The 26,170-nt window shown below is 58.4% G+C and carries 22 protein-coding genes, 1 tRNA gene and 1 pseudogene; 15 read left to right on the top strand and 9 right to left on the bottom strand.

Features of this window, described 5'->3' with window-relative positions; translation table 11 throughout:
• Positions 1–59 precede the first annotated feature (59 nt).
• The gene (locus B7Y89_RS03570) at positions 60–779 is read left to right on the top strand and encodes a hypothetical protein (protein ID WP_292935807.1); all 720 of its coding nucleotides are present in this window, start codon (positions 60–62) and stop codon (positions 777–779) included.
• A 194-nt stretch (positions 780–973) separates the two neighbouring features.
• Here B7Y89_RS03570 and B7Y89_RS03565 read toward each other — a convergent pair whose 3' ends face one another.
• A complete protein-coding gene (locus tag B7Y89_RS03565; protein WP_292935805.1) occupies positions 974–3,469 on the bottom strand; it encodes a zinc-dependent metalloprotease in 2,496 nt (831 codons plus the stop codon).
• Between the two features lie 376 nt (positions 3,470–3,845).
• Here B7Y89_RS03565 and B7Y89_RS03560 point away from each other — a divergent pair, with 376 nt between their 5' ends.
• The 4 genes and pseudogenes from B7Y89_RS03560 (at position 3,846) to B7Y89_RS03545 (ending at position 10,293) form a co-directional block, all read left to right on the top strand.
• Entirely contained in the window at positions 3,846–6,608 is a 2,763-nt protein-coding gene (locus tag B7Y89_RS03560) for a TonB-dependent receptor (RefSeq protein WP_366415589.1), read from the top strand.
• A 74-nt stretch (positions 6,609–6,682) separates the two neighbouring features.
• On the top strand, positions 6,683–8,269 hold the full coding sequence (locus B7Y89_RS03555) for an amidohydrolase (RefSeq protein ID WP_292935801.1): 1,587 nt from the start codon (positions 6,683–6,685) through the stop codon (positions 8,267–8,269).
• 177 nt (positions 8,270–8,446) lie between these two features.
• A pseudogene (locus tag B7Y89_RS03550) lies at positions 8,447–8,576 on the top strand (transposase); the annotation flags it as partial.
• Positions 8,577–9,045: 469 nt separating this feature from the next.
• Positions 9,046–10,293, top strand: a complete 1,248-nt coding sequence (locus B7Y89_RS03545) for a site-specific integrase (protein ID WP_292935800.1) — start codon at positions 9,046–9,048, stop codon at positions 10,291–10,293.
• Here the strand turns inward: B7Y89_RS03545 and B7Y89_RS03540 are convergent.
• Positions 10,281–10,637: a hypothetical protein gene (locus B7Y89_RS03540; protein ID WP_292935798.1), complete on the bottom strand. Its 357-nt coding sequence runs from the start codon at positions 10,635–10,637 to the stop codon at positions 10,281–10,283. The genes B7Y89_RS03545 and B7Y89_RS03540 overlap by 13 nt on opposite strands.
• Before the next feature lie 370 nt (positions 10,638–11,007).
• Between B7Y89_RS03540 and B7Y89_RS03535 the strand changes: the two genes are divergently transcribed.
• From B7Y89_RS03535 to B7Y89_RS18275, 7 genes are all read left to right on the top strand, one after another.
• Positions 11,008–11,496 (top strand): hypothetical protein, encoded by a 489-nt coding sequence (locus B7Y89_RS03535; RefSeq protein WP_292935797.1) that lies wholly within the window; start codon positions 11,008–11,010, stop codon positions 11,494–11,496.
• Positions 11,497–11,608: 112 nt separating this feature from the next.
• On the top strand, positions 11,609–11,797 hold the full coding sequence (locus tag B7Y89_RS03530; protein WP_103000628.1) for a helix-turn-helix domain-containing protein: 189 nt from the start codon (positions 11,609–11,611) through the stop codon (positions 11,795–11,797).
• 181 nt (positions 11,798–11,978) lie between these two features.
• Positions 11,979–12,290, top strand: coding sequence for a hypothetical protein (locus B7Y89_RS03525; RefSeq protein WP_292935793.1), 312 nt, complete (start codon positions 11,979–11,981; stop codon positions 12,288–12,290).
• A complete protein-coding gene (locus tag B7Y89_RS03520) occupies positions 12,287–13,228 on the top strand; it encodes a toprim domain-containing protein (RefSeq protein WP_292935791.1) in 942 nt (313 codons plus the stop codon). Before B7Y89_RS03525 ends, B7Y89_RS03520 begins: the two co-directional genes overlap by 4 nt.
• The gene (locus B7Y89_RS03515; protein WP_292935789.1) at positions 13,221–14,531 is read left to right on the top strand and encodes an AAA family ATPase; all 1,311 of its coding nucleotides are present in this window, start codon (positions 13,221–13,223) and stop codon (positions 14,529–14,531) included. Before B7Y89_RS03520 ends, B7Y89_RS03515 begins: the two co-directional genes overlap by 8 nt.
• 104 nt (positions 14,532–14,635) lie before the next feature.
• Positions 14,636–15,337 (top strand): hypothetical protein, encoded by a 702-nt coding sequence (locus B7Y89_RS03510; RefSeq protein ID WP_292935787.1) that lies wholly within the window; start codon positions 14,636–14,638, stop codon positions 15,335–15,337.
• A complete protein-coding gene (locus tag B7Y89_RS18275) occupies positions 15,273–15,431 on the top strand; it encodes a hypothetical protein (RefSeq protein WP_366415584.1) in 159 nt (52 codons plus the stop codon). The genes B7Y89_RS03510 and B7Y89_RS18275 overlap by 65 nt, the downstream gene beginning before the upstream one ends.
• Here B7Y89_RS18275 and B7Y89_RS03505 read toward each other — a convergent pair.
• Both B7Y89_RS03505 and B7Y89_RS03500 read right to left on the bottom strand, forming a co-directional pair.
• Entirely contained in the window at positions 15,428–15,796 is a 369-nt protein-coding gene (locus B7Y89_RS03505) for a hypothetical protein (RefSeq protein WP_292935785.1), read from the bottom strand. The genes B7Y89_RS18275 and B7Y89_RS03505 overlap by 4 nt on opposite strands.
• A gap of 421 nt (positions 15,797–16,217) precedes the next feature.
• A tRNA-Ser gene (locus B7Y89_RS03500) sits at positions 16,218–16,308 on the bottom strand.
• A gap of 76 nt (positions 16,309–16,384) precedes the next feature.
• On the opposite strand from B7Y89_RS03500, the gene B7Y89_RS18270 reads away from it, so the two are divergent.
• Positions 16,385–16,807, top strand: coding sequence for a hypothetical protein (locus tag B7Y89_RS18270; RefSeq protein WP_366415582.1), 423 nt, complete (start codon positions 16,385–16,387; stop codon positions 16,805–16,807).
• Positions 16,808–17,359, top strand: coding sequence for a peptidylprolyl isomerase (locus B7Y89_RS18265; protein WP_366415580.1), 552 nt, complete (start codon positions 16,808–16,810; stop codon positions 17,357–17,359).
• A gap of 66 nt (positions 17,360–17,425) precedes the next feature.
• On the opposite strand, the gene B7Y89_RS03490 is transcribed toward B7Y89_RS18265, so the two are convergent.
• The 4 genes from B7Y89_RS03490 to B7Y89_RS03475 form a co-directional block, all read right to left on the bottom strand.
• Positions 17,426–19,876, bottom strand: coding sequence for a response regulator (locus tag B7Y89_RS03490; protein WP_292935783.1), 2,451 nt, complete (start codon positions 19,874–19,876; stop codon positions 17,426–17,428).
• Positions 19,876–20,436: a DUF2062 domain-containing protein gene (locus B7Y89_RS03485; protein WP_292935781.1), complete on the bottom strand. Its 561-nt coding sequence runs from the start codon at positions 20,434–20,436 to the stop codon at positions 19,876–19,878. Before B7Y89_RS03485 ends, B7Y89_RS03490 begins: the two co-directional genes overlap by 1 nt.
• Positions 20,437–20,543: 107 nt before the next feature.
• Positions 20,544–21,026, bottom strand: a complete 483-nt coding sequence (gene smpB / locus B7Y89_RS03480; protein WP_054107393.1) for an SsrA-binding protein SmpB — start codon at positions 21,024–21,026, stop codon at positions 20,544–20,546.
• Positions 21,027–21,224: 198 nt separating this feature from the next.
• Positions 21,225–21,899 (bottom strand): porin family protein, encoded by a 675-nt coding sequence (locus B7Y89_RS03475; RefSeq protein ID WP_292935777.1) that lies wholly within the window; start codon positions 21,897–21,899, stop codon positions 21,225–21,227.
• Between the two features lie 245 nt (positions 21,900–22,144).
• Between B7Y89_RS03475 and rlmN the strand changes: the two genes are divergently transcribed.
• The gene (gene rlmN, locus B7Y89_RS03470; RefSeq protein WP_292935961.1) at positions 22,145–23,449 is read left to right on the top strand and encodes a 23S rRNA (adenine(2503)-C(2))-methyltransferase RlmN; all 1,305 of its coding nucleotides are present in this window, start codon (positions 22,145–22,147) and stop codon (positions 23,447–23,449) included.
• Here rlmN and B7Y89_RS03465 read toward each other — a convergent pair.
• Positions 23,446–26,136, bottom strand: coding sequence for an EAL domain-containing protein (locus B7Y89_RS03465; protein ID WP_292935775.1), 2,691 nt, complete (start codon positions 26,134–26,136; stop codon positions 23,446–23,448). The two genes, rlmN and B7Y89_RS03465, sit on opposite strands and share 4 nt — an antisense overlap.
• Between the last annotated feature and the right edge of the window lie 34 nt (positions 26,137–26,170).

Below are 26,170 nucleotides of genomic sequence, written 5' to 3'. Positions count from 1 at the left end.
CTGCACAAACTGCGCCGCCACAATCGCCACAGCCCCCAACTCTTGCTGCGGCGACAGCGTTGAAGCGTTGGCCTGCCCCCGAAGCGAGGCAAGGTGTCGCGGTGGATGCGCAGCATTTCTATGCGGTAGTGAACAGCCGGATTGGCAAATATCGCAAAGCTGACGGGGGGAAAGTTGGCGAATGGGTGGGAGATCGCGTGGCCATCCGGCATCTTAACAGTTGCATCGTCGACAAGGCTGAACTGGTCTGCGCCAACAGCAATTTTCCGCAAACGCCAATGGCCAGTTCAGTCGAGATTTTTGACACGGCGACGATGCGCCACGTGCGGTCCATATCACTGGGTGTGCGCGATGGCTCTTTGACCTGGGTTGAACGTCATAATGGTCGCTGGTGGGCAGGGTTTGCAAATTACGATGCCCCCCGCGGTTATCTGGGGCGCACGCACCGCGATACGAAAATCGTCATTTTCAACGATGATTGGGCCGAAGTCGGTGGTTATGCCCTGCCGGATTCCGTGCTGGAACGGCTTCCTCCCACCAGCATATCGGGCGGCAGTTTTGGCCCCGACGGTCTGCTGTATCTAACCGGACATGACGCACCTGAATTCTATGTGGTTCGCATTCCGGCACAAGGTCCGGTGATGGAGCACATTGCCACGATACCTGCTCCGCTTGAGGGTCAGGCCTGGGCATGGGACCGTAGCGCAGAGCGAACCATTTTCGGGATCACGCGGAAAAAAGCTGAAGTGGTGGTGATGGCTGTTCCACCAGTTGGCTGATTGGGCCGAAGAGTACCGGTGCATAAACCAAGGGCAGGAAACGATGATGCCAATCTGAAGCACGAACCTCCAGTTTTTGGCTGGACTCTTTGTAAATTTCACAGCGATCAGGGCGGCAGCAAGCGACTTTCCCGGCCATCAATGCGATAGGCCAAAGTGCTGGCTGCTTTGAAAAACGCTAAGATCCAGTGCCTTCAGCCCAGCGGAGGGCCTGGTGGCAGTGGGAAGCGCGACCGTGGCGATTTGCCCCAAGCAGGCGCAATCGCCTTTGGCGCATGGGCTTTGGGATCTGTTAGATAGACTGCAATATCGGCTGCAGCTTGTCGGCGGAAAGCTTGAGTTACCTTGTCGGCATCGCCGCTGCGAGCATTTTCTATCGCAAGTGTGCGCAGCGTTTGCAAAACATAGGCGCGGGCTTCCGCTGCCGCTTTGTCGTTGTCGCCCATTATCATCATGGCATCAAGCGTTACGCTCTGCACCGCTATACGTAACGCCAATTCAGTGCTGTTCCTTCCACGCGGCGCACCCCATGTGCGGGCCATGACCGTATCGATCATCTGCGCAAAGGTCAGAGTATCGCCTTTGCGGGCGGCCAGCGCCAGCATTCGGTTGGCACGGCTACCTTCCAACAACGGTTCAAGCACCAGCGCCGCTGCAATCCGAGCTGCCCCTATTTGGTCAAAAACCGGATCGTCTGACAAGTCTTCCAGATTGCTATCCGGCGATGGGACAAGTTGTTCCAAAAGCGATTCCGGCATGGCCAGTGCAGATGGTTGCACAGTATCAAGCAGCAGATCCAGAACTTCGCGCTGAAGTGCAGCAGGCACAAACTCGGTTGGGGGAAGGTTATCTCCCTTCACCACATAGTTCTGGTACATCCCGCCGATATATTTCATCCCGCTTTCAATGGCATATCTGTGGTGCAGATAGACCATCCATAGCCGGGCATCGCGCAGGCTACCTATCGGTTCACCCGGGGTAAGTGCGCGTTCTCCGAAAGTTTGCAGCAGGATAGCTCGGGCCGCGTAAGACTCTTTCAAGTACTCGGTCGGCGTTGCGCGATCATCGTACCATGTCCAGCGCGGATCGGTTTCGGGAACGTAGTGTAGCCCCGCAGCACGCATATCTGCGATTACCTTTTCCAACCCGGCCTTCTCTTGCGCGGGCGCGAACACCGAGTACGCATAGCGCGTCATCGCAGCATCATAAGCGCCGATTTGCTTCTGAAACGATTCCGAAAGGTCGATCTTCCCGTTCGTCACCTTCACACGCGGGGTCGGGTATTCCATCACTGATTGCCGGTCATCAAGGCTGGACGAGAAGTTGTGCTGAAACCCAATGGCATGGCCCAGTTCATGCGCGGTCAGCAGTGCCTGCCGCAGCAGCACCATATCACGCTGTCCGGCATGCATATTGCCCAGCGCTCCAGGCGTCAGCAAGGCAGGGTCAGCTACGGTTAACCCACTGCCATCGGCAGGTAGCCCGCCACTATAAGCATCCCAATAATTGGCAATAGTGCGGATGCGATGCGTATCCATCCGCGTTTTCGATCCAAGGATCTCGCCGGTACGCGGATCACGATAGGTCCCGCCGCTGGAAAAGCCGCGCTCATCGCGGTTGATCCAAAGGACATAGGCATAACGGATGTCCATCGGGTCCATATCGGCGGGGGCGTCTTCTGCGCGGACGGCGTTGACAAAGCCCGCCTGCTCGAACGCCTTGTTCCACCACAGTGTGCCCTGCTTCATTGCGGTACGGATAGGATCGGGGATCGCCGGATCGAAATAGAACGTTATCGGCTTAACCGGTTCGCTCATCTTGGCAGAAGGGTTCTTCTTTTCCAGTCTCCAGCGCGTAACCCACGCAGTCTCGGTCGGCTCGGTGAAATCTTTGGAATAATCGCGGAAGCGAAGCTCGCTCACCCCGATGCGCGAATCGCCAAGGCGCGGGACATAGCCCTGTGGTGCTTTCAAAAAGCTGTGATGAATGCGCAGCGTCATCGTGCGCGGATCGGGCGTCACATTGCGGACCAGGGGGCCGGGGCCGTCTCCTGCGAACGTGGCAATCGTTTCAACTTCGGTGTTTTCCGGGAAGGCCTTTGTACGAGCCATGTGAAACGCACTACGCGCAGCTTCAAACTTGAAGGTTCCCTGATTGGCGCGCTTGAGCATCGCTTCAATCCCTGCGGCATCGCGCATGAACAGCGCCGTGCCATCGACGATGACTTTTCCTCTCGCTTCGGATTCCACCGGAAGGCTGGCGATTACCGATGTCGGGAATGAATCGGCAACTCCCATGGCGGTGGGCACCGACCCTTCCGTTGCCCGGTCACTTGTGTTCACTTCCACCACGAGCACACGCTGCCCGACGCGTTGAAAACGAATGACCGAACTGTCCATGATCCCGCGATCCAGCGGCAATTCCACCGATCCCGCGCCGCTGGCAGCGGACACATAATAGAGTATGTCACTGTCAAACGCGGGCACTTCCATCAGGATGCGGCCACGAGCCTGATCCCATACCAGTGGGACAAAGCCCTCCATCCGCATGGGCACTGCCGTGCTTGCAGATGTTACAGTGTCTGGCGCAGCCAGAGAAGCGCTTGCCGAAAGCGCGAGGCCAAATGCCAACATGCTGCCAACGCTACGCCGGGACAAATGCAGAGCTTGGCTGCGACTGATTAACGTCATGGCGGGTTCCTTTGCTGCCGGAATCGCCCGGAAAACTGGGCCAAAAATAGCGTTGCGGTGGTGCGTTGCTGACCGAGTCAACACCAGATATTGCAAATTTCAAAAAGGGTTTTGCCATCGCTTTGATGCTGACATAGGATCATAAGCGCGGAGTAACTTCAACAGCTTTCAAATAGTAGAAAATAAAAAATCGCACCGGGGATGGCGTTGGGTCGAATACAACCAAAAAATGGGGGCATCCATGAAATCTATTAATTCGGAATACGCAAAGAATATTTGTAGAATTAAGAAGATTCTGCTGTGCACTGCTTCATTGACTTGTGTTGCATTTGGATCAGCCGCATTCGCTCAAATCGCGCCGGAACCTGCTGCCGTTGTGGAAGAACAACCTGCTGACAGCGACGTTGCAGCACAAATCACCGTTACAGGATCGCGGATTGTCCGCGATGGATATGATGCCCCGACGCCTGTCAACGTAGTTACCGAAGCTGAACTGAAGTCAGAACCCCAAGCCAGCATTGGCGACTATGTCAGCACACTTCCCGCCGTGCGCGGAAGCCAGTCTTCGTCAACCAACTCGGGTTCGCTTTCAAACGGACAGGCAGGGATTGCCACAGTCAACTTGCGCAATCTTGGCGCGAACCGCACGCTGATCCTGATTGACGGGCAACGCTCTGTGGCTTCATCCACAGTCGGCCTGGTCGATGTGCAAACTGTGCCCCAAGGCCTGATCAAGGGCGTTGAAGTGGTCACCGGTGGCGCATCTTCAGCCTATGGCTCAGACGCCGTTGCAGGCGTTGTCAACTTCATCCTCGACCAAGACTTTACCGGACTTGAAGCCGAATACGAACACGGCGTCACCACTTATGGCGATGTGCCCAACCATCTGGTCCGGCTGACCGCAGGCGTGCCGTTTTCCGAAGGCCGCGGCAAACTGTTGTTGGCAGGCGATTATTTCACCCAGAAGGGTGTCGATACATATGATCGCAAATGGCAGAATAGCGGGTTCTTCCAAATCGATAACCCCGCCTATACGCCAACCAATGGCTTGCCCGAGCGTCTGGTGGCCAGTGGCATCGGCACGTACCAATTTACGCCCGGTGGCATTGTCAACTCCGGCCCCTTGCGCGGCACCTATTTCGGCGCGATTAACCCCTCCACCGGACAGGCCAGCCTTAACCAGTTCACTTATGGCCCCACGAAAGGCCAGTGGATGCAGGGTGGCGATTATCTGGTCAGCCGCGAGGGCCATTTCAGTTCAAACTCGCTTGCTCCTGATGAAAAACGCCTCAATCTCTTTGCCCGTGCCAGCTTCGAGATTTCACCAGCAATCGAGATTTATGCTCAAGGATCATACTCGCGTTACGAAGGGCAGAGCTTCTATCAAAAAACGCCCTCGCCCTCGGTCACCATTCAACGTGACAATGCCTTTTTGCCCACGGCGTTCCGCAACCTCATGGTCGCAAACAATCTGAGCAGCGTTTCGATCGGCACCGGCAACGCCGGTATTCCGGCACAAGGCAGCGATAACACCCGCACGGTCTCGCGTTATGTCGTTGGCGCTAAAGGCGATGTCGCAACCGGCGGCATCTCCTGGAAATACGATGCCTATTACCAGTTGGGCATTGCCAAAACCAACGAGTTGCTGACCAATACGTGGAACACAGCGCGTTTGGCGCTTGCAACCGATGCTGTGGTTTCCAATGGCAGCATCGTTTGCCGCTCGACCATCACCAACCCGACCAATGGCTGTGTCCCGCTAAACCGGATCGGCATTGGCCCGGTCAGCGATGCCGCGCTTAATTACATCTTCAACGATGGCTTGCAGCCATCACGGCAGCAACGCATCCAGCAGGATGTTGCGGCGTTCAGTTTCCAGACCAACGATTTGTGGACCAACTGGGCTGGCCCTGTCAGCCTTGCCTTCGGTGCTGAATACCGCAAGGAGTCTGTCGCTGGCACGATCAGCCCCGATGCGCCGAACAATCTCGGATTCCTCTATGGCAATTACCGGGTCACCACGGGCGATTTCAACGTCAAGGAAGGCTTCATTGAAACCGTCTTCCCGCTTTACGAAGGACTGGATTTCAACGGTGCCTTGCGCGTAACCGATTATTCGACATCGGGCACTGTTGCCACGTGGAAGGTTGGCGGCACATGGCAGGTGATCGATGATCTCAAGTTCCGCATCACGCGTTCACGCGATATCCGTGCGCCCAACCTGAACGATCTGTTTGCACCTGGCACAGCCCGCACCAACACCGTCAATGTCCCGCTTCCTGGCGGCGGGCAGCGGTCGGACACGTTCCTTGAACAGACCACCGGCAACATCAGCCTGAAGCCGGAAGTTGCGCAAACCTTGGGACTGGGTGCTGTGTTCACCCCCACCTTCCTGCCCGGCTTTGCCGCATCGGTTGATTATTTCGACATCAAGCTCGCCGATGCCATCGCCAACATAACAGCACAAACCACGGCCAATTTGTGCTTTGAACAGAATGTGCAATCGCAATGCGCACAGATTGCCTTTGCTTCACCCAATGACATCAGCCAGATCACGCTGGTGCCGTTCAACTTCGCCTCGGTCAAAACCCGTGGGATCGATTTTGAAGCCAGCTACCGCACACCATTTGCATCCGGAAACCTCACCCTGCGCGGGGTGGTTTCGCACTATATCACCAACACCACAGACAATGGCATCAACGCCCCTGTCGATCTGGCCGGACAGAACGCGGGCGGCGGTGATGCAACGCCATCGTGGAACTATCGCCTATCGGCCAATTATGATGCCGGTAGCTGGGCCTTGAATCTTGTCGGTCGTGGCTTTTCGGGCGGTGTTTACAACAACAATTTCATCGAATGCCAAACCGCCTGCCCTGCATCTACCGCAGACTTCCGCACGATCAACACCAACAAGATTGCTGGCCAGTGGTATCTTGATGCATCGTTGACCAAACGCTTTGCTGTTGCCGGAAGCGATGCGGAAGTGTTCTTGTACGTCCGCAATCTGTTCAACACCGACCCGGTGCTCGTCGGTAACGGCCCGACGGGCGACAACACGCCTGCTTACCCGCAAACAAACCGCAGTTTGTACGACGTCTTGGGCCGTGTGTTCCGCTTGGGCGTGCGCCTCAAAATCTAGCCAAAGCCGAGACCGGAGTGGCACGCCCATGATCAGCCACTCGGGATCATAAGACTGATCGACGGAGCCTGAATGTGCAAAACAAACCGCTAAAATCCTTCGCCGCCCTGCTTTTGGCCACCACACCCTTGGCGGCCCATGCAAAGGCGCCAACTGCCTTGAAGACCGAAGCCAGTGCACTGATAGATGGCAATGCCAAGCTGGTTCAGGAAATGGTCGATTCCGTTTTCAGCTTTCAGGAACCCGGCTTCCAGGAGTTCCAGACTGCCGAATATCTGACCGGCATTCTTGAAAAGAACGGCTTCACCATCACCAAAGGCGTTGCGGGCATTCCAAGCGCATGGACGGCAACATGGAGCAACGGCGAAGGCCCAGTTGTCGCTTTGGGATCTGACGTTGATGGCTTGCTTGGCCTGTCACAAATGCCCGGTGTGCCCCAGATCAAGCCGATGATTCCGGGCGCTCCGGGCCACGGCGAAGGCCACAATTCGGGCATGCCGCTCATCGTTGCAGCCGCACTTGCCTCCAAAGAAGTGATGATCAAGCACGGCCTCAAAGGCAAGCTGATGCTGTGGCCGGGCGTCGCCGAAGAATTGCTGGCGACCAAGGCCTATTACGTGCGCGCCGGTATGTTCAAGGATGTCGATGTATCGATCTTCACCCACGTCGCCTCAAGCTTTGGCACAAGCTACGGCGATAGCGGCAACAACGGCATGGTCTCGGTTGAATACACTTTCAAAGGCATCACCAGCCACGCCGCAGGCTCGCCATGGTCGGGCCGCAGCGCGCTAGATGGCGTGGAGCTGATGAACATTGCGTGGAATATGCGGCGCGAACATCTGCCGCTGACGCAGCGTTCGCATTATGTGATCACCAATGGCGGCGGCCAGCCCAACATCGTGCCGGGCGAGGCGACAGTCTGGTATTACTTCCGCGAACAAACGTTCGATTCGATCCGCAAGCTTTACGAAACGGGCACTGAAATCGCCGATGCTGCCGCCAAAGCGACGGGCACCACGGTAAAACGGCGGGTGCTTGGCTATGCAGCGCCAAACTTTGGTAATAAGCCGCTGGCTGAAGCCGCTTATGAAAACATCAAGCTGGTCGGCATGCCTAAATGGTCGGTAGATGATCAGGCCTTCACCAAAGCGGTACAGGAATCGCTGAAGTTCAAGATTGCGCCGCTCAAGACCACGGTCGACGCGCTCTCTACACCGGAAACGCGCACGCCTTCGATGGGTGGCGGGTCTGACGACATCGGCGACATCATGTGGACGGTGCCGACGATCACCATACGCTTCCCGTCCAACATTCCCAGCATGATCGGCCACAACGTCACCTCGGCTATCGCCATGGCAACACCAGTGGCGCACAAGGGAGCCGTTGCCGGAGCCAAGGCCGTGGCGATGACAGTGCTGGATGTCATGACCACGCCGAAGCTGGTCAGCGATGCCAAGACCTATTTCAAGACCGTGCAGCTTAAAGATGAGAAATATGATCCGGTACTAACGCCAGAAGATCAACCTGCGATCCATCTCAACAAGGAACTGATGGAGCGTATCAGGCCCGAGTTGAAAAAATTCAATTATGATGCAACGAAGTATCCCACCTACCTTGACCAACTTGGTATCAAGTATCCCATGCTGACCCCGCAGCCCTGACTTCTGTTTTCAGAACAAGCCGGAAAGCCGTCTAATGTTTTAGCTGCATGAAGGTGGCAATAGCGCGATAGTACGTTCCCAAAGGTTGCCGCCGTCACGGGATATGCGCTGCCACCTGCTAAGAGGGCATGAGGCCGAACCACAAGAAGCTGCTGCGCATCTATCAGGAGGAAGGGCTACATCGCACCGGGCAATCCGATGCAGAACGGCTTCGTGGAAAGCTTCAACGGCCGCCTGCGGGAACGAATGCCTCAACAAGACCCTGTTCACCTCGCTGGCCCATGCCCGGTTCATGCTGGCCGCTTGGCATCCCATCAAACAACATCATGGAGGAACCAGACTCTTCCTCTGACTGGTAACAATCAGCGGAGCACGTCAAGCAGTCAAATCGATTCACGGATAGGCATAATTTAACCCATAACTTCGAGGCTGGCTCAAGACGATTTCGAGCGAACCTCGGTGAATGGAAAATCGGCGAAAAGCCAAGTAATCCCGAAACATTTTGGCATTTATCATAGTTCAGGAAAGACCGCTGAAAAGCAGTATCTGGCGGAGCGGGAGTCCGCCTAACCAGCGTCCAGCCGCATCCGTATACCGCCAACATAACGTCTAAAATACGAGTATTTAGCGAAGTTCCGGCCCTTTTCCGTCCGAATGCGTCCCGTTGCGTTCCCATAAAACCGCGCTATTATAGGGGAGCGGTTATGGGAACGCTCTGCTCTTGGTGCCATGGTGGCTCCACTTAGGCAGGTTCGGTTCCCGGACAGGGAGCCATAATGCCCAAAAAGCTCAGCAACGCGCTCACCCCCTTGGCGGTGAGGAATGCAAAGCCCGGTCGCCATGCCGATGGTGGCGGGCTGCATTTGCTGGTGAAGGAAAGTGGTGCCCGGTCATGGGTCTATCGCTTCATGCTCAGCGGCAAGTCGCGGGACATTGGCCTTGGCACGGCTGGACCGGATGGCATTTCCCTTGCCGATGCCCGCGACGCCCGCGACGCGCTGCGCCTCAAGGTGAAGGCGGGGATTGATCCACTTGAGGAGCGCCAGCGGGAGGCCGCTGAGGCCCATGCAGCGGCTCAGGCGACACAAGTCGCCGGAATAACATTCAAGGCCGTGGCGGAAACCTACATCGGCGCGAATGAGGGAAGCTGGCGCAATGACAAGCACCGGCAGCAATGGAAGAACACGCTGGCCACCTATGTCTATCCGGTGATCGGAGAATTGCCCGTTGCCGAGGTCGGCACTGCCCATGTTTTGCAAATTCTTGAGCCGATCTGGAAGGCTAAGGCTGAGACTGCCAGCCGTGTGCGAGGCCGGATGGAAACGATCCTCGATGCCGCCAAGGCGCGCGGATACCGGGAAGGCGAAAACCCGGCCCGGTGGCGCGGCCATATCGCGCAAATCCTGCCTGTCCGGTCCCGCCTAACGCGCGGCCATCACAAGGCCCTGCCCTATGATGCGATCCCCGCATTTGTCGGTGCGCTGCACAAGCGGGAGGCCGTGGCGGCGCTGGCGCTGGAATTTACCATCCTGACCGCTGCCCGCACCGGGGAAGTGATCGGCGCGAAGTGGGATGAGGTCGATTTGGACAAGGCAATCTGGACCATCCCGGCCAGCCGCATGAAGGCGGGCAAGGAACATCGCGTTCCCTTGTCGCCGCGTGCCGTGGAGATTTTGAAGTCAACGCAAGGGCTGCGCAAGGAATGGCTGTTTCCGGCGAACAAAGGCGGGAGCATGTCGGGCATGGCCATGTCGATGCTGCTTCGCCGGATGAAAGTTGACGTGACCGTGCACGGCTTCCGTTCGGGCTTCCGCGACTGGTCCGCCGAATGCACCGGCTATGCCCATGAAGTTGCCGAAATGGCCTTGGCGCATACCATCGAGAACAAGGTGGAGCGGGCCTATCGGCGCGGCGACCTGTTCGACAAGCGGCGGCGGCTCATGGACGATTGGGCCACATATTGCGCCACGATCCCGGCAGCTGGTGCCAACGTGACGCCAATTAGGATGGCTCAGGGGGAGTAATAGTCATCTGAGCGACCGACTTTGATCCTATCCCAATAGAGCCGTTGCATCTTGGCGAATGCCTCATCCAGAGAACGATGATGCCAGCCGAGATTGTGACGCTCGACCATCAAATTCCACCAGCCCATGTTGTAGGAATGGGACTGGAATTTCTTGGCCCGAATCCTGCCAGCGATAGCGTCGCTGGCCCCAAATTCCTGCCATTGAACCGAGTATCCGGTTGTAAAAGGATCATCGAACATAACCCACTTTGACAGCGGGCCATTCGCAATGCGCTGCCGCATTTGCTCATCGGATTGGGGGCCTTCGATCCACTCTCGATATACATTCTGTGCATAGCTCATCCCACGTTTTCGGAGCCATTGCTTTCGCAAGTCTTGGACAAGATCGAACACTTTACCCCCTGATAAGCAGTGGATTGGACGGCGACCCGATTGGCGCAAGGAAGTGTATAACCTAACATTGCAGTGGGGATAGGCAGGCCAGCCGATAAGCGCGCTTCCCACGTGCTTCCCCGTCACCTTTTGGGAACCGCTAGGGAGGCGGGGCATAGTGAAAGTTCCGAAGGACGACGGCCGCAGCGCCAAACAAAAAGCCAATGACCCATGGATGACGCTCGCTCAAGCTGTGCGGTGGGCTGCTTGGCTTGATCGGCCCGAACCGCGCTATGGCTCTGTCGATCTTGGCGATGGGGTTTGGGTAGACCATGGCGATTTGGAGGAACAAGATCGTCTTGTTTATCTCGAAGGGGCCGAAAAGGTCCGCAGTGCATTGGCGAATGGGCGCTTGGAGGCATGGGGGCAAACCGGATACGAAGTACCGCAGCCCCTGCCGAAAGCGCGGTGGTCTGCACACTTTGGCGCGCCCATAACGTGGATTGAATTTTATCATCCGTTTGATCGGATAATTGTCGAGCGGGCAAAAGTCGTAGGACTTTGGTCGCCAGCTTCCGACGCAGGCGAATCGACACTAGATGCCATCGCCGTAGCTCCGCCCACACGCCGGGGCAGAACCAAGGGCACCGGCTTCCAACATGCCGACGCCTTGCTGCTAGTTGAAATGCGAAAAGCAATCGAAGGCGATCCGTCTTTGAATGCCACCTCCGCTGCAAAGCTGCTTGCCGACCAAGCAAAAGGTGCGAGTTTTGAAGCAAAAGTAGATCGGCTTGCACGGGCATATCGCGCGGGGAGAAATGGGGAATAATCCCACCGCCCGATTAATCTCAATTCTCCTCGATTCAAAGCTGCTCGGCCCCGTTCTAATTGGTCCGCCACCAAGCGAAGGCATCCCGCCTCCGCAATGTGGGACCAATGCCATGCAATCCGTGAAACATGATCCCCCGAAAATCGGTTATAGCATTCGGGAAGCCTGCCATGCGTCCAGCCTTGGCCGGACGACGCTCTACAATCACATTTCGGCTGGTCGCCTTCGCGCCGTTCGCGTCGGTGGCAGGACGATCATTCCAGCCGAGGCGCTGCACGCGCTTATCGCGGGGGAGGCTTGAGCCATGCCCCATAAATGCGAAACCCCGCACAATGGCGGGGCGTCGCGGAATAGCTGTGGCGGCTGCTTCCGAGACTCCCTTAGCCCCCTCACCATTCAGGCGCAATTCCTGATCGCAGCGCACCAAGTCCGGCCCGAACTAGCCGCGATGGTCGCCGCGCTGGCATTCGGAGGGCACGGCCATGGCTGATCGCTACCCCGACGATCCCGGCGCTAAAGGCCCGGACGGCACCAGCCAGGACGCTGCCGACGCCATCGCGCCTAGCGTTCGCCGCCTTCGCCGTGTCGCCATGCTGGCGCTCGCCCGGCTGGGAGAGGCAACCCCGCTTGAGGTCGTGGCTGTTGCTGGCGTTGCGCGTGAAGCGCTCCAGCCACGATTCAGCGAGTTGCGAACCATGGGCCTTGTCGAACCAACCGGCGCGCGGCGGCGCAACCCGTCCGGCAAGTATGCGGCGGTGCTGCGCCTCACCGATCAAGGGAGGGCGGCGCTATGATCGACGTGCAAGCAATCGCGCGCCACTACGGCGGCAAGGTCTGCAAGGGCAATGCGCTGATTCCGACGCCCGGTCATTCCAGCCGCGACAGGGGAACGGCGATCAAGGCAAGCGCGCTCGCTCCCGATGGCCTGCTTGTCGCCTGCTACAACGGCACGACTGCCGATGCGTTGGCGGTGAAGGAAATGCTTCGCCGGGATGGCTTCATTGCATCCGATGGCGAGCGCAAAACCCGAGAACTGACTGCGGCAGAGCGCCGCTCGATCCGGCAAGCTGAGCTGGCCCGGCAACGCGAGCGGCTGGCGTGCGAGGAAATGGCGGCATCCAGCGCGGCGGACTTGTGGAGCAATGCCAACCGGGCGGACGCGGCGCACCCCTATCTGGTTCGCAAGGCGCTTGAGCCGTTCGGCATTCGCCAGTCGGGCAATGCTTTGCTGGTGCCGATGGTGGATGCTGGCTTTCGTCTGTGGAATGTCCAGCGCATCCGGCCCGATGGCTTCAAGCTGTTCCTCAGGGATGGCCGCACCGCTGGCCTGTTCTGGCCCCATGGTGTGCACATGTTCGACGGCAGGCCGTCCGACGGCCCGCTGGTAATCGGGGAGGGCTTTGCAACCGTGGCGGCTGTTCACATGGCAACCGGCCATGGCGTCGCCGCTGCCATGTCGGCGCGCAACCTTGAAACCGTCGCCCGCACTATGCGCAAACTGTTCCCGGCCCGCGAAATTATCATCGCGGCGGACGATGACAGCCACTTGCCCGAAAATCTTGGCCTGAAGGCCGCCACGAAGGCCGCTCAAGCGATTGGTGCGCATGTAGCCGCCCCAAGGCCGGAAACGCGCTCAGGGGACTCAGGGGCCGATTTTGCGGACATTCCCCGCGATCAGGTTGCAGCGCGCATCGAACTGGCCCGGCTGGGCAAGGCGGTTTCTCATGGCTGATTGTTGGGATGAACTCGGGGAACAAGATCAGTCCGCGACGATGGATATGGCCGCACTTCACCCCGGCGAAGCGGCGGCGCGTATCCATGCCCACGGCGCATTGCGCGCCACGCCCTATCGCTGGCCCGATCCGGCATCGCTGCCCACGCGGCAATGGCTGCTTGGCCACTGGCTGCTGAGGGGAGAGGTTACGGCGATCATCGCACCGGGCGGCACTGGCAAAAGCACAATCAGCGGCACGATGGCGCTTTGCCTCGCCAGCGGCAGGCCCCTTTTGGGCAAGCCTCTGCCCCGAGGTCCGCAAGCGGTGTGGATCTTCAACCTTGAAGATGGTGCCGACGAACTGGAGCGGCAAATGGCTGCTGCCTGCGCGTTCCATGGCATTGGCCCCGAGGATTGCGGGGACCGGCTGCACCTCGATAGCGGGCTAGTCCAGCCGCTATGCACGGCCATCGAAGATCGGGACGGCTTCGCGCTGGCAGAGGAAGTATTTGCCCAGCTCGCAGCGACGATCAGGGACCGGCAAATCGCCACGGTGGTCGTTGACCCTTTCGTTTCCAGCCATGCCGTGCAGGAAAACAGCAACGGAGCAATCGACGCCATCACCAAACGGTGGAAGCGGCTGGCGCAAGAAACCGGCTGCGCGGTCGTGCTGGTGCATCATACCAAGAAACTGGGCGGGCGCGAGGTGACGGCAGAGGATGGTCGGGGAGCGGTCGCATTGCGCGATGCTGCCCGCGTAGTGCTTCCGCTCAATCCCATGGGGGAGAAGGATGCCGAGGAACTTGGCATTACCGATCCCGCCTTGCGCCGCACGCTGGTGCGTATCGACGAAGGCAAGGTCAGCCGTGCGCCTGCTGGTGCTGCCACATGGATCAAGCTGGAAAGCCAGAGCCTCGATAATGGCAGCGGGCTTGAGCCGTCCGATTTTGTGGGCGTCGCCACGCTCTGGGAAAAGCCCGACGTGTTCCATGGCCTGACAACCTGGCACCTCTACATGGTCCAGCAGAGGCTTGCGGCTGGTGACTGGCGCGAGAGCGTGCAGGCCAACGATTGGGTTGGCCATCTGGTCGCAAAGGTGGCGGGCCTGTCCGCCGAAACCGACAAGGGCCGCATCAAGGCAATCCTGCGGACGTGGCGCAAGAATGGTGCACTGGCTGTTGAACACCGGACGGTGAATGGCCGTGACGTTCCCTTTGTGATCGCCGGAAAGCCAGTTGACCCCAGCGAGATTGGCACCCGTCCGCACCTTCAAACGTGTGGTGCGGAAAGTGCGGAAAGTGTGGACGATGACCCGTGCTGATCCCCGTCCGCACCACCCGCACCTCTCTATAGGAGAGTGCGGTGGTGGTGTGGTGGGGGTGAAGGCCGGTGAGGGTGTGAAAATCGAATTTCAAAGGTGCGGATATGGCGGCGAAAAATATCAGGGCCAAACGGGCGCAGCGGATCGACGGGACCGGATTGAAAGCCCCGACGCATGATGACGGGCAGCGCGATCAGTTGGCCAAGGATTTGCTAGAGCCGGGATTGCGGCACGGTCATCTTGCATCGCGCTTCACGGAGGCGCTTCTCAATGGAGCGGATAACGGCAAGTCTCCCGATCTCGGCAACTTCTATGTTGAACTGTTGCGCGAGTCGAAGAAGGCGGAAGGGGGCGACCTATCGATTGCCAGTCGCCTGCTTGTCGCTCAGGCCATTTCCCTTGACGGCATTTTCACCGAAATGGCCCGGCGCGCTTCCTACAACATGCGCGAGTATCCTCAAGCCATGGAGATATTCATGCGGCTGGCGCTCAAAGCGCAGGCAGGGAGCCGCGCAACACTGGCCGAACTGGCGAAGCTGCACCAACCGCGCGAGCAAACCGTGCGGCATGTACACGTGAATGAAGGCGGCCGGGCCGTCATTGCCGATCAGTTCCACCACCACGCCGGGGGGCCAGAAAATGGAAAAACCGCCGATCAATCCCATGCAACCGGAGCGGCTGGCGTCGGCCCCGCGTTGCTTGGCGCGAACCCGTTCGGGAATTGCATGCCAATCCCCAGCCGTGAAAGGGCGGAAGCGGTGCCGAATGCACGGGGGCACGAATCCGGGCGCACCTCGGGGGAATAGGAACGCCCGGAAGCATGGCGCACGATCTGCCGAGGCGATGGCGGCGGCTCGATATGTGCGGGAGATTGCGCGGCTGGTGCAGAACTGCGGCTAGCTTGCCGAAGGTAGTGGTAGCGGATGTTCTTTCATAAATTTCTTCAGGTTTTTGGCGACCGGGCCGCATCCCCAAGGATTCCCAAACACACTGATGTCTTTGATGATCCGATCCTTGTCCGCCACGATTTTCCAAGTGCAGCTAGGGCCATCATCTGAGTCGAAGCCGCCGGAAATGACGATATTATCGAGCACCTGCTTCTGGTCCGTCGCATCCCCAAGTGCATCGACCAACTCTTGGGCGGGCCGCCCTTTATACTGCGCCATTAGCTTCGCCACAGCACCGGCACCGTCCATGAAACCTGCGAAGGCTGGTGCCGACAACAGTAGCGCGAAGCTAGAAAGGCTTACCCGTAGCAACTTCATCCGAATCCCTCCCAAACGCGACCTTCTTATGGCGATGGTTGCTTTGAGTCACATGTGTGAGACGAAAATTGAAAATGATTTGCTGCACACCAGCAGAAAACGGCCCTTTCAATCAAAACCAAGTCGTAAGTCATTTTTGATTGAGAAGCTGCCACCTCTCAAAACCTGCAGCACTTCGCCATTTCCAGCCGCGATTTGTCGCGTAGGGTGTGTGCCCATGTTCCCAGCTTTTGGCGTCGCCGCCTGAATGCGATCCCCTCTTGAATGACCATCATGGCATCCACTCCGGCAGGGAGGTGCGGTCAGCGCCTTTCGAGCGGAATTGTCCCGTGGCGTCCGGCTATAGCAAGCGCGTTATCGGGGAGCGGTTATGGGAACCAAGGCATTGATTTGAAAAAATATCAATCAAATCAAGGCGGTATGGCGGAGCGGGAGGGATTCGAACCCTCGATACGCTTTTGGCGTATACTCACTTTCCAGGCGAGCGCCTTCGACCACTCGGCCACCGCTCCGCATTGCTCTGGAAGGCAAGCCCCTAGCGGCACGTGAGAGCTTTCGCAAGGCGTCGGTTCCTGCAATGATGGACAAATGTCATTCTTTGCCCTGATCACCGCAGCGGCTGCTGCAACCCTGCCCACACCCACCGAGATTGTGGCGGCCTCCCCTCCGACAGATTGGGCGGCGATTTCGCCCGATGATCTGGTGGTGATGGACCTTGCGCCTGATGGAGCGGGCAAAGCGCGGCGGGTTGTGATCCAGTTGATGCCCGATCCCTTTTCCCAAGGGTGGGTTGGCAATGTCCGCACTTTGGCCACGGCGCGATGGTGGGACGGAACATCGGTTTACCGGGTGCAAGACAATTGGGTGGCGCAGTGGGGCGATGCCGATGGCGAAGTGGCCGCCAAGGCCAAGCCGCTGCCGCAAGGACTGCTGAGCGTGCCCGAGAAGGCGTATGTCTTACGCGCGGAAGGGCCTGAGCAGAGCGCGAGCCACGAAGAACTGGATGCCTAGTTGGCTACCATTCAGGGCACCCATGCGGCCTGGCATGCGCTGACCCACACCAAGCTTGCGATCAAGGACGCCGATCCTTATGCGGATGAGACGTTTTTCTATCGAGGATGGCCGCTGGGCGCATCGCGCGCTGGCCCGACGGCTTGGCCGCTGCATTGTTATGGAGCGGTTGGCGTAGCGCGCAATTCGTCGCCCGATACAGGCACAGGAGCAGAGCTTTATGCCGTGATTGGCCACGCGCCGCGCCAGCTTGACCGCAACATTGCCGTGGTTGGGCGGGTGATCGAGGGCATGCAATTCCTGTCATCGCTGCCACGCGCGCAGGCGGCAAACGGTGTGTATGAAAAGCCGGAGCAACGCACGCTGATTGTTTCAGTCCGTATGGGACAAACGGTGCCTGATATGCCGCGGTATGAATTCTTGTCGACCGAAAGCGCCGCGTTCCACCGCTATGCCGAGGCCAGCGCCAATCGGCGCGATCCGTTTTATATCCAGCCAGCGGGCGGTTTGGACATATGCAATTTGAAAGTGCCGGTGCGACAAGCAAAATGAGCGTGGCGCACTCTGCCCACCCACAGCCCTTGCCGTAAGCGGGGAAGGACAGCGGTCTTTTAAAAATTACCCGCCGCGCAGCACGCGTTCGACAGCTTCTGCGATTTGTTGGACCGAGAATGGTTTGGCGAGGAAGTGCATGTTGGGGATGTCGATATCCCGCCGCAAGTTTTCTTCGGCATAGCCCGACATGAACAGAAACGGCAGATCGGGCTTTAGTGCGCGGATTTCGCGGGCCATGGCGGGACCGTCCATTGATGGCATCACCACGTCGGACACGACCATATCGAACTGCCCGCCGTTGGTGATGGCCTCCAGACCCTCTTCACCATCGGCTGCAGTGGTCACTTCATAGCCTTGCCGTGCAAGCGCGCGTTCGGCCACGGCGCGGACAGTGTCCTCGTCCTCAACCAGCAAGATACGCCCGCCACCGCTCCATTCGCGTTTTGGTTCAGGCTTGGGCAGCGCGGCTTTGACAGCTTCTGCGGTTTCAGATGCATCGGGAACATGGACCGGCAAGTACATGGTAAAGCGGGTGTATTTCCCCACTTCGCTTTCTGCAAAAATAAAGCCGCCCGATTGTTTGACGATGCCATAGACGGTGGAAAGGCCAAGCCCGGTGCCCTTGCCCTTTTCCTTCGTGGTAAAGAACGGTTCAAAAATCTTGCCGATTTGGGCGGGCTTGATCCCGTGTCCGTTATCTTCGACCACCAGCGCGGTGTAATCACCGATAGGCAGGATATCGCTTTTCATCGCGCGCACATCGGATGCGGTGATGCGCCGGGTCATCAATTTGAGCACGCCACCGCTGCCGCTTTTGCTGCTGCCCTTGTCAGACTTGCCCGCAAGCTTGTCATTGATTGCATCGCGGGCATTTACCGCAAGGTTCAGCAACACTTGTTCCAACTGCGTGGGATCGGCGCGCACGAAGCCCAGATCACGATCATGCGTGACTTCGAGCACGATCTTTTCGCCGATCAAGCGTTTGAGCAGCGCGTAAACTTCGGCGACGACATCGGGCAATTGCAGCACTTGGGGACGCAGGGTTTGCTGCCGCGAGAAGGCGAGCAGTTGGCGGGTTAGCGATGCTGCACGGTTGGAATTCGCCTTAACCTGCTGAATATCATCGTAATCACTGTCACCCGGCGTGTGACGCATTAGCATCAGATCGCAATAACCGATGATCGCGGTGAGCACATTGTTGAAATCATGCGCAACGCCGCCTGCCAACTGGCCCACGGCCTGCATTTTGGTGGCTTGCGCAATTTCCCGCTTAAGCCGGGTTTCTTCTGACGAATCCTTGAGGCTGAGCAGGACAGCCCCCTCACCCAGTCCGCGCACCCCGGCAAGGCTGAGCGATACCGGCTCTTCCGGCGATGAACGCAGCCGCACGGCCACATCGCCCGCCATCGGTGTGCCTTGCGCATATCGGCGCACTGCGTCTGCCAGCGCGCCCTTGTCTTCCTTGATCACGAGATCGGACGGATAGGGCGGCGGAATGGTGTCTTCATGGCCAGCTGCGCGCAGGAATGCGGCGTTGGCGAACAGGATGCGGCCATCCCGGTCAGTCATCGCAAGGCCGAGCGGCAGGCGTGATAGCAGAGCTTCGATTTGCGGCAGGCCCGCGCGCACTTCGCCCACACCGCCCTGATTATCGATCAGCAGGAACAGCGATGCGGTGCGTGCGGGATCAATATTGGCAATGCCATCCGGATCGGCAACGGGCAGATGCACAAGGCGGACGGGTGTGCCCTTGCGCGCTTCACGAGTGTAGAAAATGCGTTCGGCTTCATCGCTGGCAAGGAACGAGACGAAATCGGCACCTGTCAGGTCAGTCGCGGGATCACCTGTCGCACGCTGCGCAAACATGGGATTTGCCGCAAGAATTGTACCTTCAGGCGTTACCACGGTGGCTTGAATGCCCTCACGCGCCAAGGCACGGCCCAATTTTCCGGCGATGTGCCCGGCCATTTCGCGAACCAGATCGTGCGTCGCAACGGGGAACAACCGCCAAACGAGGAAGTCTTCACCGCGCCCTGCCCGACTGATGTCAACGCGCCACATGCCGGCGCCGGAAACCACCGCATCAAGCTTGGCCGAACCATCGCGCCAAGCCGCGCGTGAGGCGGCCTCTAACGCTTCGACCGACGGCTTATCCAGTGGCAGGCGTGGTGGTGCAGCAGAAACGCCGAACCACTCGCCCATCAGAGTATTCGAGCAGACCAGACGGCCTGCACGATCCGTGATGGCAAGCCCTGCATCACTCCGTTGAATCGCGGCATTGGTGACGGACCAATCCGGAATAGCAAAGTCAGCCGAAAGCTCTGGCGCGACCGGCCGCGCGATCATCCGCAAGCCTGCACCGATCACCAATACACCGGCAGCAAAGCCACCAGCGATCAAGGCCTGACCGGAAACGCTCCACAACAAGCCTGTACTGGCAGCCACCGCGCCACCAAGCACCAGCCAATCGCGCAAGGGCGCGCGTCCGGAAATTTCATTGGCAACGCTGGCCATCAGTCAGGAAAATCCCGCGCGGCGGCGCGAGACTTGCGTGCCCGATGTTTGCGCGCGGTCCACCAACGCCAACCGATGGCCGATAGAAAGTAGCCCACAACCGCCGAAACGACCGCGATCAGGAACAGGCCGATGATGAGCGACGGCGCCGCATCTGTGCCCAGCCACGCGAACCAGTCGCCTACGCTGGCCCCGCGCGTCACCATTTCGCTGATCGTTGAAAAATCAGCGTGGAAACCGAAGCTGTTGCCCACCCACACCGCGCCAGGCAGGAATACAAACAACGTGGTTGGCGGAATGGAAACGAACGTCATCAGCACTGCGAGCGGAATGTTGCCGCGCACCGGTACGCACATCAACGCTGCACCAACAATCTGGACGCCGGGGATGAGCGCAAAGATGCCGACGAACAAGCCCGCCGCGACGCCGCGTGGCACCGAACGGCGGGTAAAACGCCACAATTCATGACGCGCAGCAAGCGGGCGAGAAAAGCGATTGCCTTCAAGCTGTTCACGCTTTGGCATGTTGGCCCGCGCCCAAGTGACGATTCTGTCGAACATTGCGCTTCTGCTCTTACCCGTATTCCGATCGCTCCACCACGGGGCGATAGACCGCAATTAGACCAAACCATCTTACCACACGGTGAAGCGCGCGAGGCTTAGTACGCTTAGCCGTGATCTTTCATGATCCGGGCCTTGTCGCGCTTCCAATCCCGCTCTTTCATCACGCCGCGTTTGTCAGCCGCGTTCTTGCCTTTGGCCAGCGCAAGTTCCACTTTAGCGCGGCCACGGCTGTTGAAATAGATCGACAGCGGGACCAAGGTCATGCCCTTGCGTTCAACCGCGCCGTGGAATTTGGCGATCTGCCGCTCTTTCAGCAGCAGTTTGCGCGGACGTTTGGGCACGTGATTGTTGCGGTTGCCGTGGCTGAATTCGGGCACGTTGGAATTGACCAGCCACACTTCGCCGTTTTTCACCTCGGCATAGCTTTCGGCGATGGAGCCTTCGCCAAAGCGCAGGGACTTCACCTCGGTTCCGGTCAGGCAAATGCCAGCTTCGTACCGGTCTTCGATGAAATATTCGAAGCGCGCGCGCCGGTTTTCGGCGACGACTTTGGTTTTTTCAAACTCGGGATTTACAGGACGTGCCATAGTTCCGTCCATGTAGGCGCTTGCCCGGCAAAGCGAAAGTGGTGCTTCTCACTTTGTCGAGAATGGTGAGCGATAAGGTTGCTGTACCCTTGCCAGTACGCCTTTGTTTGAGTGTGTGCGCAGGGTTGGCGTGGGCGGCCCACGAAAAAAGGGCGAGCCTTGTGGCCCGCCCTTTCTTTTGGCTTCAGTTCTGAAAGATCAGAAACGGACGCCGACGCCTGCCATCACGTTGTGACGATCGGTGTCGAGTTCAAAGCGGCTCGAATCTGGCGTTGCGCCGTTGAAATCGAATTCGCCCTTGCCGTAGTTGGTGTAGCGGTATTCAAGCTTTACGAAGGCATTGCTGCCAACCTTCTGCTCGATACCGGCGCCTGCACGCCAGCCATCAGTGTCGAGACGCTGACGAAGGTTCGTCGTGCCATCGCTGCCCTGAAGGTTAAAACGCGCATTGCTGTAGCCACCCTTCACATAAAGCAGCGTTGTTGGAGCGACCGCGAAGCCGAGACGACCGCCGAAGTAGTATTGGCGACCGGCATCGACATTGCCGAGGTTGAACACGGTGGGCTGGCTGTTGTTGAAATCGCGGCTGGCGCTGCTTTCGGTGATTTCAGCTTCGGCGCCGATGGTCATGCTGGCGCCAAGCGGAACGTCATAGCCAATGCCTGCGCCATATTCGACTCCACTGATCGACTGCTTGATGTCGCGCGTGGTGTCGATGTCTTCGGTGCTGCCAGTGCGGATCTTGTCATAGCCGACAAGACCTTCGACGCGCAGGCCGCTGAAGGCCTCTGCCGGGGTAGCATCCTGGGCGAAAGCCGGGGCTGCAACTGCGATGGCAGTGGTTGCAGCGAAAATTGCGAAAGTCTTCTTCATGGTAAACTCCATTCAACCAATTCCTGTCTGCCAATTGTGCGTTGCGGCACGACAGTCATCACCAAATGGACGAATGACGATCCAGTTTCCTGAACCTCAGACAACAATAACGTGTTGTATATAAGCCACATTTAATACGGTGAAATGAGTGAAAGGGTGGTCGAATATCGGGAACGGATATTGCAATGCGGCATTCGCGCGAGGCATTTGTCGTGGTGTTTGCGCCAATGCGCGCAAGTGCCTATATGCGCGCCATGCAGACCACCAATGAACACGCGCACCAACCCGCCGCGCACATGCCCATTCCCGGCCATATCGATCCGGTTCCCGTACCGCGTGAGGTTACCCCGCGCGAGGATGGCCGGATTGATCTGATCGGCCTGCCGCGCAAACAGATCGCGGATATCTTTGCCGAGGCAGGGTTGGACGTGAAGGCCGCCAAGCTTCGCGCCAAGCAGGTCTATCACTGGCTGTACCATCGCGGTGTGACCGAATTTGAGGCGATGACCGACATTGCCAAGACCATGCGTCCATGGCTGGCGGAACGGTTCGTGATCGGTCGTCCCGAAATTGTCGAGGCGCAGGTTTCCAACGATGGCACGCGCAAGTGGCTGTTGCGCACAGCAGACAAGCACGATTTCGAGATGGTGTTCATCCCCGACGCCGATCGCGGAACGCTGTGCGTTTCAAGCCAAGTGGGCTGCACGTTGAATTGCCGGTTCTGCCATACGGGAACGATGCGGCTGGTGCGCAACCTGACACCGGGCGAGATTGTGGGCCAGGTCATGCTGGCGCGCGATTCTCTGGGTGAATGGCCCAAGGCAGGCGGGACCATGGCCGGCCTTGATTTTGATGATGACGATGGTGAGGCCGATGATGATGGCATCTACACCGCCGATGGCCGCCTGCTAACCAACATCGTGATGATGGGCATGGGTGAGCCGCTGTATAACTTTGACAATGTGCGCGATGCATTGAAACTGGTGATGGATGGCGATGGACTTGCCCTGTCCAAGCGGCGGATCACGCTTTCAACCAGCGGCGTGGTGCCGATGATGGCGCGTGCCGGCGCGGAAATCGGCGTGAACCTTGCCGTGTCGCTGCATGCTGTAACCAAGGAAGTGCGCGACGAGATTGTGCCGATCAACCGCAAGTACGGGATCGAAGAACTGCTACAAGCCTGCGCCGATTACCCCGGAGCTTCAAACGCACGGCGCATCACGTTCGAATATGTCATGCTGAGAGACAAGAACGACAGTGACGCCGACGCGCGCGAATTGATCCGCCTGATCAAGCAGTACAACCTGCCCGCCAAGGTGAACCTCATCCCGTTCAATCCGTGGGACGGGGCGGCTTATGAATGCTCGACCCCGGAACGCATCAAGCGCTTTGCCGAGATCGTGTTTGCAGCAGGCATTTCAGCGCCGGTGCGCACGCCACGCGGCCGCGATATTGATGCAGCTTGCGGGCAGCTCAAGACATCTGCCGAAAAGAAAAGCCGCGCAGAATTGGACCGTCTGGCCGAAGAAAAGCAAGCAGCTCTGGGTTAACCCACCTTGCGCTGAACAATCATGTCATTGTCTGACGAGACCGGGCGTCCTGCCAGTACGGCAACCCGTCCGTTATCGTCGAGCGACAATGGCGTTGAGAATTCCACGCCCATGCGGTCATCGCTGGCCCAACGGCAAGTGCCGGTAACAATGTGATTTTCGGCCAAATGGATGCGGAACATCGTACCGGCAGGCACATTCCACAAGCCTTCGATCAACGCGCCCGTCTGGCTGATGTTGCGGATCATCGCATCATAACTGTGTTCGGCATGTTCGAGCAGAACTTTGCGCAACATAGTCTGGCGCGCTGCACGGGCAGAGCGCGGACCTTGGGCAATGGCCATAAGTCCCGTATTTAGCCGTGCCATAGCGTTCATGGCCGAGAGCGGACGTTCATAGATATAGCCCTGCACGTGGCTGCAGCCAAGCATCCGGACAAGGTCCAGTTCGTCCAGCGTTTCAACGCCTTCTGCGGTCGTTTCCATGCCAAGCGCTTCGGCAAGGCTGCCGATGGACGATATGATCGCACCATTGCGGCTGCCGGGTTGCGTAGCTCCGCGCACGAACGACTGATCGATCTTGATCTTATCGAACGGGGCCGTCTTCAGGTATCCAAGCGACGAATAGCCCGTGCCAAAGTCATCCAAAGCAAGGCGTACGCCAATGGCCTTTAGCGACTTGAACATCTGATCCGTGCCCGCGTCATCGTTGAGGAAGACACTTTCGGTGATTTCCAACTCCAGCCGGTCAGCCGAAACCTGCGCATTGGCCAGTGCGTTGGTAACGACCAGCGGCAATGACGGATTTGCGAACTGTAGCGGCGAAACATTGACCGCAACCCGGACACTTTCCGGCCATGTCGCCAGATCCTGACACGCTTTGCGCAGTGCCCATTCGCCGATCGGAGCGATGAGGCCGGTATCTTCGGCCACGGGAATGAACCGGGCGGGGCTGATCCAACCCTGCTTCGGATGATTCCAGCGTAGCAGGGCTTCGAAACCGGTAATCTTCTCGGTCGAAACCTGAACGACAGGCTGATAATAAAGCTCCAGCCCGCCGGTTGTAACCGCATCGCGCAAGTCTTCTTCCAACTGGCGGCGCTCTTCTGCATCGCTGTGAAGGTCGGCTGCGTAAAAGTGATGGCGCCCCCGCCCGCCATCTTTGGCGGCATAAAGCGCCAAGTCGGCATTGCGGATCAAGGCTTCGCTGGTTACGCCGTCGTCCGGCGCAATAGCAATGCCGACCGATGCCCCGATCATCACGCGGCTGCCCTCAATCGAATAGGGCTGTGACAGGCTTTCGATCACCCGCACGGCCAATTGCGCCAGCAAATCGCGTTCGATCTTGCCGGGGAGGATGACCTGGAATTCATCGCCGCCAAGCCGTCCGACGCGGCCCATCTTGCCCACAACACGTTCCAGCCGCTGGGATACGTGCTTCAGCAACGCATCCCCAGCCGGATGGCCGAGCGTATCGTTAACCTGCTTGAACCGGTCAAGATCGAGCAGGAACACCGCACATGCGCGCTGGTTGACTTGCGGCGCAAGCAGGATTTTCTCAAGCGTCTGCGACATGCGGAAGCGGTTTGACAGCCCGGTGAGCGAATCAAAGTGCGCAAGCCGTGAGGCATGTTCTTGCGAGCGGCGCTTTTCCGTGAGGTCCGTGCCCGAGCCCCGAAATCCGGCAAAGTTATTGAAAGTATCGTATGTGGGGCGTCCGTTAATCGACCACCAGCGTTCCTCATCGTTCACAGCGGCGCGCACAGCAAGGTCGCTGAAGCTTGAACGCGCGGACAAGTGGAACGTCAGTGTGCGTTCGCCCTCGCCCGATAGCTCTTTCAGGTTGAACAGTTCCGTGAAGGGCCGACCGATCATTTCAGTGACCTTGCGGCCCAGCGTTTCGGCGACGGGGCCGGAGAGATACGTCATATGGCCGCGGCGGTCTGTTTCCCAAAACCAGCCTTGGCCCGTCTCTTCATAGTCGGCGAGAATTTCTTGTGCCCGGGTCTGCGCGCGTTGATCCTTTTCGGCCTTTTCGCGAACAATCAGGTCAATGGCATGTTGGCGCTTATAAGCGACTATGGCGATTGCAAAACCCAAGACCAGCGCAATAAAACCGCCCAACGTGCTGGCAGCGCACGTTAAGCCCGACCAAGCTGCAACTTGTGCAGCCAGTACCCCGACCAAGCGTCCGGACTGGATAATTGTGGCAACCAACGCGACTGTAGCAATGGCGGCAATGCATTCAAACCATTCGAACACGCCAGCTTCTACAAAAAGCCCCATGGCCGCGCCAAAAAGGAACATCGGCAAAGCGATGACAACGCCCACAATGGCCATGCGCTGGCCGGATGTAAGCGTACGCTGACCTTCAATCCTCAGGCCTATGACAGCTATTGCCGCCAAACCAGCTGCAGACAGTGCAACCGCCGTCGGCAACAGTGGCGGAATGACCAGATTCAGCGATGTCAAAAGAGCCAAAGTCATAACCATCACCACAGCCATCCTTGGCCATTCTGATGAAATGAGTTGCTTGGCTGGATCGTTGCCGAACAGGTAACCTCCGCCCGAATCACGCGCAACAGTTGCCGGCGCCCGGTCCCGCCGACGCGTACGCGCGAAATCTCCGCCAGAATTCATAGGCTTGAAATCGGTGATGGATGAATCTGGCTGAGGTTCTGCGGACATGTGCGCAGCTTTGCATCACAGCCCTTTGAAAAAG

Origin of the sequence: Novosphingobium sp. 32-60-15, from assembly GCF_002280675.1 — a bacterium.
Lineage (GTDB): Bacteria > Pseudomonadota > Alphaproteobacteria > Sphingomonadales > Sphingomonadaceae > Novosphingobium.
The sequence above is the reverse complement of the archived record's forward strand: the minus strand, read 5'-3'. Positions and strand labels throughout refer to the sequence as shown.